Here is a 12,188-nt window from a genome sequence, read left to right as displayed (position 1 = left end):
TTAATTACCTAACGTAAAGATGCGGATAAATCATATATCAGCCAACTCGCCTATAACTATAGCTATGGCCTGTAAGTTTCATGAAAATTAAAAAGGCGGCACCAAATGGCACCGCCCTTAAACTGTAGGTATAATACTAATCGTTCACTATTCTTTGTCGATCAGCTCGAAGCTGCGTTTTACGAAGCTTGTAAGAGCTGCCCCTGATAGCATGTTTTGCGACAATAAGGCTAGGTCGAATGCCTGTCGGGCAATGCGCGCCTTGTTATCTTCTTTGGCATTCAGGATGCGCTGATTCAGGCTATGGTTGGCGTTTATAGTTACGTTATACATATCCGGCATATCGCCCATAAACATCATACCGCCGCCACCGGCTTTACTCATATCTTTCATACGGCGCATAAACTCAGGCAACGTTATTACCAGCGGTGCATCGTCCGGCGACATGGCAGCTACTTCCACCGTCATATTCTTATTGTCGATAGCCGTTTCGTAAATGCCTTTCAGCGATTCTTTTTCTTTATCGTTCAGTACGCTTTCCTTGGTTTCGTCTTTCTCGATCAGCTTATCAGTCGTGTCAGAGTCAACGCGCTTCAGCGTGGTCTTCTCTAGCTTCTGCTCCAGCATACCAATAAAGTGGCTGTCTATGAGCGAGTCAAGTTTCAGCACATCGTAGCTGCGGTTTTGTGCGGCTTCTATAAAGGCGTGCTGTTTGTCGGCATCGGTCGTGTAAAGCAGCACCAGGTTGCCATTTTTGTCAGTCTGGTTAGCCTGCGTTAAGGCCTTGTACTCTTCTATCGTATAGTATTTGTTATCGATGCTTTCCAGCAGCACAAAGTCCTTCGCTTTTTCATAGAACTTGTCGTCGCTCAGCATGCCGTACTTTACAAACACGTTGATGTCGTTCCAGTTCTTCTCAAACGTTTCGCGGTCTTTCTTAAAGATCTCCGACAGTTTATCAGCTACTTTCTTAGTGATATAAGTGTTGATCTTCTTCACGCTCGAGTCAGCCTGCAGGAAAGAGCGGCTCACGTTAAGCGGAATATCCGGAGAATCGATAACACCGTGCAGCAGCATTAGGAACTCAGGCACCACATCTTTTACCTCGTCGGTAATGAACACCTGGCGCGAGTATAGTTGTATTTTGTTGCGCTGCAGCTCAAAGTCGTTCTTGATCTTAGGGAAATACAGAATACCTGTCAGGTTAAACGGATAGTCTACATTCAGGTGGATCCAGAAAAGCGGTGCTTCAGAGAACGGGTATAGTTCTTTGTAGAAGTTCTTATAGTCTTCGTCTGTCAGCTCGTTCGGCTGTTTTGTCCAGATCGGGTTTGGGTTATTTATGATTTCGCCTTCAAACTCAACCGGAACAGGCAGGAACTTGCAATACTTATCAAGGATAGTTTTGATGCGGGAAGTTTCTAAAAACTCTTCCGAATCTGACGCTATGTGCAGGATAACATTTGACCCACGTGTTTCTTTTTCGGCACTTGTAATGGCAAACTCGGTACTGCCATCGCAAGACCAGCGTGCAGCTTCAGTACCTTCCTGGTAAGACTTAGTTATGATCTCAACGCGGTCGGCCACCATAAATGCAGAGTAGAAACCAAGACCGAACTGACCAATGATCTGGCTTCTATCGCCGGCTTCTTTAAAACGCTCTACAAACTCCTCTGCACCCGAAAAAGCGATCTGGTTAATATATTTCTTGATCTCTTCGGCTGTCATACCGATACCCTGGTCGGCTATAGTTATAGTGCGGGCATCCTTATCAACCGATACAGTTACCTTAGGCTCGCCAAGATCACCTTTGTACTCACCTATTGCTGCCAGTCGCTTTATTTTCTGCGTAGCATCAACGGCGTTACTCACCAACTCTCTCAGGAAAATCTCGTGATCAGAGTACAGGAACTTCTTGATGATCGGGAAAATGTTTTCGGTGTGGATCGAAATACTACCTCTTTCTTCCATGTTTATAGTTTGCTATATCGTTATTTGATTTGCTTCTGCGGTTCCGCTTTCAAAAGGTGTTCCATTGTAACTATACCATCCTAATTACGACAAGTTGTCAGCGAACAGACCATTTAAGTATAAAAGCACGTTATAGTTGTGTTATTTCTGACATATTAAACCTTCAGGATGCAGATCAGTCAAAAGCAAACCGATAAACATAACCATGTGCCGGATATTGCTATATTTGTAAAAGCCCAACTGTTTTAAATGCATCGTTTTACCAGCTATATCGCCGTTCTGCTACTGCTGCTCTTTACCAGAGCCATGGTGCCCGATGCGCTTTTACTGGAACTGCACCCGCACACCCATACCGTACACGCCGACTACACTGACAGCCACAAGGCGCAGGTAGGGCAGAAGCACAAACATTGCCCCGTAGAGGATATTTTTGATGTTCCGTTCCAGGGAACTATAACAACTATAGACTTAACGCCGGCACAACACCATACCGTTTACGCCAACTATAACTATAGCAACTGGCAAAACAACAACAGCCAATCTCTTTATTTACGGGGCCCGCCTGTAGTATAACTTCTTAGCGAAAGTCCGGATCAACAATACTTCAACCGTCCGGCATATTATAGTTTCGTGATAGTGACGTGGCAGTTATAGGTTAACTATAGTTGCTTTTAAGCCTATCATGGCTGTGTTTCAGCTGTTGTTCTTATTTTAACTAATTACCGTGCTTAAAGATAAAATTTTGCGAAAGCTGCTTTTGCTGCCGCTGTTCCTGACTGTGATACCTGTAGTGGCGCAAAGCATGCTGCCACACGAGGGCACCGCCGGCGCCGTACAGGATTGCGGCCTTACCATTTCGGGCAAAGTGCTGGACCACGACACACGTGCCGTGCTGCCCGGGGCAACCATTTATATTCCGCAACTAGACCGTGCTGCCATCGCTGATGCGTATGGCAATTATCATTTCCACCACGTTTGCCAGGGCACTTATACCTTAAAGGTTAGTTTTATTGGTTATACAACCGAGTCTTATAGTTACAGGATCACCACATCATCTGTAAGAGATCTGCAACTGCACTCCGATGCAGCCATGCTTCGCTCCGTAGAGGTGGTAAGTACCCGTTTGCTTAGTGAATCTCAGGCTACAGAGGTATTATCCGGCCGCGAACTGGAACAAACAAGAGGCTTATCATTGGGAGAATCGCTGAAAGAATTACCCGGAGTCAGCTCGTTTCAGACCGGCCCCAATGTATCGAAACCTGTCATACATGGCATGTCGGGCAGCAGAGTGCTTATCTTAAACAACGGTGTACGGCATGAGGCGCAGCAATGGGGCGATGAACATGCTCCTGAAATTGATGCACTGGCTGCTACGGAACTGAAAGTAGTAAAAGGAGCTGCCGGTGTGCGTTACGGCTCTGATGCCATTGCCGGAACTATACTTGTAAACCCCAGTCCGATGCCAGACTCTGCTGGCATAAGTGGCAACATAGGCCTGATTGGTAACACCAATGGCCGGATGGGAACAATAGCTGGCTTGCTACAAGGCAGATTAAAGCAACAACCGATCAGCTGGCGACTACACAGTTCTCTGAAAAAGGCTGGTGACTCGCACACACCGGACTATAACCTGAAGAATACCGGTTTCGAGGAACAGAACCTTGCTGCCACGCTGGGTTATAACAAAGAGAACTTTGGCGCCGAAGCATATTATAGTTTATTCCATACCAAGATCGGTTTACTTACATCGGCACATATTGGTAACACAACAGACCTGCTGAATGCTATTGATCGCGGTAGACCTGAAAAGACAGGAGAGTTTAGTTACAAGATAGCCCGGCCTTATCAGGACGTAAGCCACCAGTTACTAAAACTAAAAGGTTACCATACCACCGGCGACTTAGGGAAGCTGCTTTTCACTTATGCTTTTCAGCAGAACATCCGAGACGAATATGACAAAGACGTTTCTAAGGTAAACCCGAATGCTCCTGAACTGCACCTTGACCTGATGACACATACGACAGAGCTGGTGTGGGAACATGAGCTGCCATCGGCTATTTCGGGAAGCATGGGCGTGAGTACGCTCTGGCAGGATAATACCTATGAGGGACGCATGTTTGTGCCGTTTTACCGGAGCTTTACGGCCGGCGCTTTTGCAGAGGAAAAGTGGCGCAAAGATAATGTACAGCTCGAGGCCGGGCTTCGCTATGACTTTAAGAACATGGACGTAAAAAGGCGCGACAGCTTAAATAGTGTACAAAAGCCATCTTTTCGTTTCCATAACCTGTCGGGAAGTGCAGGCGCGTTGGTTGATGCCGGTTACCACTTTACTTTTGGAGCCAATATAAGTTATGCATCACGAGCCCCGCACGCGAACGAACTATTTGCGAATGGCATACACCACGGTACAGCAGCCTACGAAAGAGGGGATCATACTATGGTTTCAGAACATGCCGTAAATGTGAGTGCAACTATAAATTACCATACCAACCCAAAACTGAACGGTGGTATAAGTTTCTTTTACAATACCATATCCAACTTTATTTACCTGCAACCCGACACCGTACCGGAACTAACTATAAGCGGATCTTATCTTTCTTATTTTTACAAACAGGCTGATTCGCGGTTTTATGGGGCAGACCTGAACCTATCCTATGCGTTTACCGACAAGCTTACGTTAGACACAAAGGCAAGTATAGTTCGGGCTTATAATTTCGAAGAAGACCAGTACCTGCCTAACATCCCGGCTGACCGTATTAACGCTGAGTTGCAGTATGAGCTGGGAGAATTGGGGAAAGGTAATTTTTCGGATAGCTTTGTTGCCATAGGAGGGTTAGCTGTTGCAAGGCAGAACCGATCTGATGAGCAGACCGATCCACACATGAAAGCACCGGAAGCTTACTTCCTGTTGCAGGCCGAGGCCGGTACAAAATTACACATTGGCAGACAGCCGGTTGAGCTAAGTATATCCGGTAACAATTTGTTAAACACAGTTTATCGGGATTATCAAAATAGATTGCGTTTTTTTGCTACCGAAACTGCCCGAATGTTGCTGATTCGTGTTAACTTACCGCTACTTTTTAAAACAAGATCATAAAATAGTCAGTATCATCAGATTTAATCACCAAAATAGTATTTCATCCTAACGTAAAGTATCATTTATGAAGAAGCTTTTGAGACCATACCTTGCCGTATTACTAATGGGTTCCCTGATTACAACAACCAGCTGTGGAGGCGACGACGATCCTGCACCGGTAGTTGATCGTGAAACTATCACAACTGCAAAACTTACTTTAGAGCCTCAGGGCAAAGTGGGCACCGCAGTTACTGCATCTTATGAAGATCTTGATGGCCCGGGTGGCAATGCTCCTGTAATACCTCAAATGACACTTAAGGCGGGCGTAACATACAATGCAACGCTTACTATACTAAATAAAACAACAAGTCTTAACAGCGAGATCATCGCAGAGGCTAATGATCATCAGGTATACTATACTTCAACGCCAACAAGCCTTATGACTGTAACTGTAACCGATAAAGACAGCCAGAACCGTCCGTTAGGTTTAACATCAACTATACTTACTGGCAATGCCGGAACAGGTACACTTAAAGTAGTATTAAAGCACCAGCCTGGTACCAAAGGCAGCGCTACTGCTGGCGAAACCGATGTTGATGCTACATTTAATGTAGTGGTTCAGCAATAACATACTTACAGAAAAACAGAAAAGGCGCCCTTTAGGAGCGCCTTTTCTGTTTTAAGCGATAGTTGTTTTATAGTTAAGCCTTTGCCTGAAGCTTTGCGACAATTTTGCTGATGCGGGCCTGTCGTGTTTCCGGGCGTTTGGCTTCCAGCACAGCAATTACATGCTCTTTCCTGTCTGTAAACGATAATTTAGCGAACAGCTCCTGTACGTTGACCTGTTCCATGGCCTGCTGCAGGTCTTCGGGTATCGTTACTGTCCGGTTTACCCTGTCTATCCCCGGGTAATCTACACCCATTTTAGATGGCGCAATACGCTCCGCTACATGCTTAAACCGAAGCGACGACCATGTTTCGTCAATAGCAATCTGCCGTACGCCTTCGTAGCCCAGCCCTTTTATAGTTGCCCAGCCATGGTCGCGGGTAAGGTCTGATTTTATGCCTGATGATTTCTTAGGATAGGCAATCCATAGCATGCCACCGGGCTTTAGTGCACGAACAGCCTGCGGACCTAGCGTATCCAGTTCTGCTTTGGTGGTAACAAACAGCTGCACTACATCAAACTGGTTTTCAGTATTTATAGTAGTTACTGCTGTTATCTTTCCGCCTTCCTGCTCAAACTCGCCTTTTAAATGATCAGGAGCATTCAGGAGCAGTAAACTATAAGGCGCTTTAAGCTGGAGTTTCTGGCTAACAGAGGGCATACGTAAATCTATAGTTGGTTTAAATTGATGCCGTAAGCTAGTTCAAAATCAGCAAAAACCATATACCCATTTTATAAACTATAGGTCTGAACTATAGCTATCGTTTGCAGCTTCTAATTCCAACTATAAGTCTGGCCCTCAAGTCTGGTTAAGGCTATTAACCTGAAGCAACTCCCCAGCTATAATTTTATCAAACACCCTGGAGTTACGCTGCAAAAACAAACCACACAACACCACTGATACTTAGCGAATTGCACTTGTATACTTTCCCTTAAAAGCGTGGAACCAGTACAACTAAATCAGAAAATTACGAGTATAAATTTATAGTTCCGGTTATAATTTTACTTGCTTATGAAGATACCGTTTACTTCCCGAATTGCGGACATATCTTCTCTCACACTGCTGGCTGTTGTACTCTATACATCGCAGCCCGATAAGCAGCCGCCCGCAACTATAGCTCCACCCGAAGTTCAGACACCTGTCACTATTGCAGCTTTAACCGTACCCTCCAACGAGGCTTATTTCGACCTGATCGTAGAAACGTCGGAGTGTTTGGGAGAGAACCTCTGGATCGGAGGGAAAATAGAATGTGTACCTGCCGGCAATAACCCTAAAACCAAAAAGGTGCACAGGCAATTCGCAGTTAAAGATTTAACGGCCACTGGATTAAGTACTTACAACAGCTATAAGCTCCGCAATAACTATGGCACACTGAAAGCGATTGATGATAAGAACGGCAGGGTATTTTTGCAACTACAGGAAGGGCCTATGCAATTACAGCCCACTTCGGGCGATGCACCTATAGTGGTAGCTTACCAGCGCACCTTACCCGAAGCTATTTACGACAAAGGTGCCGGCAACTGGATCTGTGAGTAAGCGCTATTTATAGTCTCCTTCATTAGAGCCCTCGTCTTCAAAGCCCAGTGACTCCACTCGTTTGTTACCGGCGTCCATGGCGGCTTTCAGTTCCGGATTATTTTCAACGCGCTTGCCAATTTCAGGGTTAAACATAATCTCGAAGATGGTTTTAAGGTAAGGCTTACTTTCGGCTCTTTGTTTAAATGCCTCCTTGTCTGCTTCCGTCATGCCTTTCACCCATCTTTCCAGCTCAGGTTTTATCTTTTCCAGTTCTGTATAGAGTTCGTCATTTAACTTATTAACCATGGCAATGGTCTTTTTATCATCTTTCTCGGCAAAAGCAGCTTTGAGGCCATTAGCATAGTTTCCCATCAGCTTATCATATTTAGCTTCGGCAGGATGCACTTCCAGCCCTGCTATAGTTGTAGTTACCGGAAAAGGTGCAGCAGCAACTGCCTGCAATAGCCCAAAGCACAGACCAGCACTCAGGAGACAAGAGATAAAGACACATTTCATACTTAAACTAATTTTTAATATGATTTATACGATAACAAAAACATTTGGTGACTGAGAATGATGCCGTGTAACTTACCACTATAGTTTGCCCCTTATAGTCAATTGCGCAATTTTAATCGTATGTTTCTGTAAAGCAGCAGCTATTTTGTAATTTTGAGCATGATCTTATACAACGTAACAGTAAGCATAGATAATACTGTGGCCGACGAGTGGCTGCAGTGGATGAAAGAAGTACATATTCCGGAAGTGATGGGCACAGGCTATTTTATGGCAAACCAGATCTGCCGGGTGATGGAGGATGAGGATACAGGCGGAACTACATACGCGGTGCAATATACCTGCCGCAGCGTAGAAGACCTGCAGGAATACCAGCGCGACCACTCTCCGGCCTTACAGCAAAAAGTTAACGAGCGTTATGCCGGCCGATATGCTTCCTTCAGAACGATGCTGGAAATTGTTGGCGTAAACGTAGAGCGTAAAGACTAAAAACGCACAGCTCCATTATAAAAACAAAAGCCTTTAACACACTTTATAGTTAGTGCTAAAGGCTTTTGTTTAAACTATAGTTCTGTTCAGGCGTTGTAGTCCTGTATCTGCTGCTCGGTCATGGTACAGTTCATCCATTCGCCATCCAGGTCAGCACCAATCTTTTTATAGAAAGTAATCGCCGGCTCGTTCCACTCCAGCACCTGCCATCTGAAACGTTTTGCTCCTAAACGCTTCGCTTCCTCGGCAACAACATCAAACAGCTTTTTACCGATACCGCTACGGCGCAGGCGTTCTGTAACCACTAGGTCTTCCAGGTAAATAGTTCTGCCTTTCCAGGTTGAGTAAGCTGTATAGTACAGTGCTATGCCAACTATAGCTTCCTGATCTTCTGCCACAAAAAACTCAAAGATCGGGCGCTCCCCGAAACCGTCGCGCTGCATATCTTCCAGGGTGTTGGTTACTTCATTGGGCGCTTTCTCGTATTCTGCCAGCTCCTGTATCAGCTGCAGAACCTGCGGCAAATCTTCTATCGTACCTTTTCTAATCTGTATCACTTGTATTGTTAATTGTTAATTGCTGTATGTCTGAATCAGGATTTTCAGGATTAAAGGATTAGCAGGATTTTAAACACCTTTCTAACTTCCAAACTTTCTAACCTTCTAACTCCCTAAACTCACTAACTCCTCCACTCCGTCCTGGCTTGCACCAGTTCTTTGCCTGTTTCCTGGCTGGTAAGTTTATGCAAAAGTATAGTTTCTGCTTCACCTTTGCCAGCTTCCGACAGAACGGTATCCCCTAAAATACTTTCTGCTTTATAAATGATGTCTACTTCCCGAAGCTGCTTTTCCATAATTTCAGTTGGCAGTGTATCGAGTATCCATTGCAGGTAGCGGGTGTTGGTGACGTGGCGGTTCAGGTCAATGTCGTGCCAGCGTACGGGCATTTGCTGTGTGTAAGTTGGCTGTTCCGGTTGCGGTAGCTTTCCTTTGGCAAAAGGCAGCGGTTCTTTGTCGGGCACTACTTCTATATCTGTTATGAAATCCGGCACCGACACCATCTGCCGTTTTACCACATCCATCACCAGCCACACACTTGTCGCCTGCCCCAACAGCTCGCCTTCCAAACTATAGATTCTGAAATCGCGATGCAGAAAAACACGTTCCCGCCCCGACGCCCAGGTTTCCACAACTATAGTTTCGCCGTGGGATGGGTAACGAAACATCTCCACGCGCATGCGTTGCAGCACCCATGTCAATCCTCGCTCCAGCAAATCATACATTGAGATACCTAAGTTCCGTGTATTCTCCCAGGCTGCTTCCTGCATGTAACTTACCAACGCCGGCATGGTGGCATTGCCATTGTAATCTATCTCGCTGGAACGAACTATAAAAGTGCTTTTGCCGGGGTATGATTTCATAGTGGTGAAGCTGGTTTATAGTTACTAAGGTACGGAAGATGCGTTGCTGTTGCCAAACCACCCAAAACAAAAAAGCCGCGCTACCTGATGCAGGCAGCGCGGCTGAAGTATAAATGGCAGATCTATACTTGTGTTATTTGTTCTGAGCTTCGCCTTCGTAAGGGTTTACGCCCATGTTTTTGTAGATGAAAGCATAAGTATCAGCATACTCCTGGATAACCAGCGAAGTCGGCTTACCGGCACCATGGCCAGCACGCACATCTACTCTGATTAAATAAGGATTGCCCGGAGCACCTTTGGCCTGTAGTTCAGAGATGAACTTGAAAGAGTGCGCTGGTACTACACGGTCGTCGTGGTCAGCAGTTTTAACAAGAGTTGCAGGGTATTTTACGCCTTCTTTAATGTTGTGCAACGGCGAGAATTTGTACAGGTTCTCGAACTGAGCAGCATCATCTGACGTGCCATACTCCGGTACCCATGCCCAACCAATGGTAAATTTATGGAAACGCAGCATGTCCATTACACCTACTGCAGGCAGGGCAACTTTAGCCAGCTCAGGGCGCTGTGTCATAAAAGCACCAACCAGCAAACCACCGTTAGAACCGCCAGCTACAGCCAGTCTTTCAGATGACGTATACTTTTGGTTGATCAGGTATTCAGCAGCACCAATAAAGTCATCGAATACGTTTTGCTTGTTTGGCGTCATACCGGCCTTGTGCCAGTCTTCGCCGTACTCGCCGCCACCACGCAGGTTAGGCATGGCATACACACCACCGTTCTCTAACCAAAGCATATTCGCAATGCTGAAGCTCGGTGTCATAGAGATGTTAAAGCCACCGTAAGCGTACAGGTAAGTTGGGTTGGTGCCATCCAGTTTCAGGCCTTTCTTGTGCACAATAAACATTGGCACCTTAGTACCGTCTTTCGAAGTATAGAACACCTGCTTCGTTTCAAAGGCATCGGTATCTACATTCACTTCGGTTTTGCGGAACAGGCTTACTTTGTTGTTAGCAACATCGTAACGGTAAATAGTTGGCGGGTAAGTAAAGGATGTAAACGTGAAGAACGTCTCCTTGTCTTTCTGGTCGCCGCCGAAGCCGCTAACAGTACCTAATGTTGGTAACTCTACCGTGTTCAGTTGCTTGCCATTCTGGTCATAAACCACTACCTGGCTGGTAGCATCTTTCATATAGCTGGCAATAATACGACCACCTACCGTAGACACGCTCTGCATTACGTTAGCAGACTCCGGAACTATAGTTTTCCAGTTGGCTTCCTGCGGCTTCTTCGGATCGATCAACACGAGGCGGTAGCGTGGTGCGTTCTTATTCGTCATCACCAGCAGCTTGTCGCCGAAGTTATCCACCACATTGTACTCGCTCTCGAAGTTGTTAACTATAGGTTTTATAGTTGATTTCGGATCAGCAAGATCTTTATAGTAAAGTGCGTTTGCTCCGCTGGCACCTTCCGATGCATTCAGGATCAGGAAGCGCTCATCGTCTGTGGTCTGGCCGTAGAAGTTGCGCAGGGCATGTGCTTTGTCTTCGTAAACCAGTTTGTCCTGGCTTTGCGGTGTACCAATTTTGTGGTAGTATACTTTGTGGAATTCGTTCTTGTTAGCCAGTTTGTTGCCTTCAGTTGGAGCATCGTAACGGCTATAAAAGAAACCATCTTTGTACCAGCTCGGGCCAGAGAATTTCACCCACTCCAGTTTATCGTCCAGCATTTTGCCAGTCGCCACATCCATTACCTGGTACGTGTTCCAGTCAGAGCCGCCGCTTGAGGTACCAACCGCCACATGCTTGCCATCTTTTGAGAAGCTGAACGCAGAAAGCGCTACTGTTCCGTCAGAAGACAGCTTGTTTGGATCGAAGAATACTTTTGGTTCAGACTCCAATGTTTCCTGTACATACAGCACGCTCTGGTTCTGCAGACCGTCGTTCTTATAGAAATAATATTTACCGCCTTCTTTAAACGGAGCACCATATTTTGGATAATTCCAGATCTCGGTCAGGCGTGCTTTAATGTTGTCGCGGAAATCGATGTCGCCCAGGTATTCCTGCGTTACTTCGTTCTGCGCTTTTATCCACTGATCTACTTCATCGGTATGCGTTTCGAGCCAGCGATATGGGTCTGCGACCTGCTTGCCGTGGTAATTATCAACGTGGTCTACTTTTTTGGTATCAGGATAATCTAAATTGGTTTCAGCCGTTGCAACTGCGGCTTCAGTAGTAGTTTCGGTATTCACACTTGTAGTTTCGGATTGTGTTGATTTACATGCTGCCACAGCCGTGAGGCCGCCAGCCAGCAGTAGAACAGTGGTTCTTTTCATAATGTTTTCCGTCTGAGTTTAGGTTGTATTACGGGAAAAGCTAAGATAAGTAATTATCCTGAAAAGGGCTATAGTTGAAAATCTATGCCGCGGGCTTTCGGGCTCGTGTCGAACTATAGTTTTGAAAACCGGATAATGTCATCAGGATATAAGATTTGTAAAAAAGACGTAGGCCCTGCTATACCAGGTTACGAGCCCGGA

General features: G+C 45.7%; 11 protein-coding genes. 5 read left to right on the top strand and 6 right to left on the bottom strand.

Annotation, left to right across the window (positions count from 1 at the left end):
* Positions 1-147: 147 nt before the first annotated feature.
* A complete protein-coding gene (htpG, locus tag KYK27_RS06190) occupies positions 148-1,971 on the bottom strand; it encodes a molecular chaperone HtpG (RefSeq protein ID WP_199109101.1) in 1,824 nt (607 codons plus the stop codon).
* Between the two features lie 249 nt (positions 1,972-2,220).
* Here htpG and KYK27_RS06185 point away from each other — a divergent pair, with 249 nt between their 5' ends.
* From KYK27_RS06185 to KYK27_RS06175, 3 genes are all read left to right on the top strand, one after another.
* Positions 2,221-2,544 carry a hypothetical protein gene (locus KYK27_RS06185; RefSeq protein ID WP_199109100.1) on the top strand — a complete coding sequence of 108 codons (324 nt, stop codon included), beginning with the start codon at positions 2,221-2,223 and terminating at the stop codon, positions 2,542-2,544.
* Positions 2,545-2,695: 151 nt separating this feature from the next.
* Positions 2,696-5,068 (top strand): TonB-dependent receptor, encoded by a 2,373-nt coding sequence (locus KYK27_RS06180; RefSeq protein WP_199109099.1) that lies wholly within the window; start codon positions 2,696-2,698, stop codon positions 5,066-5,068.
* Positions 5,069-5,132: 64 nt separating this feature from the next.
* On the top strand, positions 5,133-5,675 hold the full coding sequence (locus KYK27_RS06175) for a hypothetical protein (protein ID WP_199109098.1): 543 nt from the start codon (positions 5,133-5,135) through the stop codon (positions 5,673-5,675).
* Between the two features lie 73 nt (positions 5,676-5,748).
* Here KYK27_RS06175 and KYK27_RS06170 read toward each other — a convergent pair whose 3' ends face one another.
* A complete protein-coding gene (locus KYK27_RS06170; RefSeq protein ID WP_199109097.1) occupies positions 5,749-6,375 on the bottom strand; it encodes a YdeI/OmpD-associated family protein in 627 nt (208 codons plus the stop codon).
* 351 nt (positions 6,376-6,726) lie between these two features.
* Between KYK27_RS06170 and KYK27_RS06165 the strand changes: the two genes are divergently transcribed.
* Positions 6,727-7,251, top strand: coding sequence for a hypothetical protein (locus KYK27_RS06165; protein ID WP_199109096.1), 525 nt, complete (start codon positions 6,727-6,729; stop codon positions 7,249-7,251).
* 3 nt (positions 7,252-7,254) lie between these two features.
* Here KYK27_RS06165 and KYK27_RS06160 read toward each other — a convergent pair whose 3' ends face one another.
* Positions 7,255-7,749 carry a hypothetical protein gene (locus KYK27_RS06160; protein WP_199109095.1) on the bottom strand — a complete coding sequence of 165 codons (495 nt, stop codon included), beginning with the start codon at positions 7,747-7,749 and terminating at the stop codon, positions 7,255-7,257.
* Between the two features lie 159 nt (positions 7,750-7,908).
* On the opposite strand from KYK27_RS06160, the gene KYK27_RS06155 reads away from it, so the two are divergent.
* Positions 7,909-8,235 (top strand): DUF4286 family protein, encoded by a 327-nt coding sequence (locus KYK27_RS06155; RefSeq protein ID WP_199109250.1) that lies wholly within the window; start codon positions 7,909-7,911, stop codon positions 8,233-8,235.
* An 86-nt stretch (positions 8,236-8,321) separates the two neighbouring features.
* Here KYK27_RS06155 and KYK27_RS06150 read toward each other — a convergent pair whose 3' ends face one another.
* The 3 genes from KYK27_RS06150 to KYK27_RS06140 all read right to left on the bottom strand — a co-directional run bounded on the left by KYK27_RS06150 (position 8,322) and on the right by KYK27_RS06140 (position 11,987).
* The gene (locus KYK27_RS06150) at positions 8,322-8,792 is read right to left on the bottom strand and encodes a GNAT family N-acetyltransferase (protein WP_199109094.1); all 471 of its coding nucleotides are present in this window, start codon (positions 8,790-8,792) and stop codon (positions 8,322-8,324) included.
* Between the two features lie 122 nt (positions 8,793-8,914).
* Complete coding sequence (locus KYK27_RS06145; RefSeq protein WP_199109093.1) at positions 8,915-9,655, bottom strand: acyl-[acyl-carrier-protein] thioesterase; 741 nt, start codon at positions 9,653-9,655, stop codon at positions 8,915-8,917.
* A 133-nt stretch (positions 9,656-9,788) separates the two neighbouring features.
* The gene (locus KYK27_RS06140; protein WP_199109092.1) at positions 9,789-11,987 is read right to left on the bottom strand and encodes a prolyl oligopeptidase family serine peptidase; all 2,199 of its coding nucleotides are present in this window, start codon (positions 11,985-11,987) and stop codon (positions 9,789-9,791) included.
* Positions 11,988-12,188 lie beyond the last annotated feature (201 nt).

The organism is Pontibacter populi (genome assembly GCF_019336435.1).
GTDB lineage: Bacteria > Bacteroidota > Bacteroidia > Cytophagales > Hymenobacteraceae > Pontibacter > Pontibacter humidus.
The sequence above is the reverse complement of the archived record's forward strand: the minus strand, read 5'-3'. Positions and strand labels throughout refer to the sequence as shown.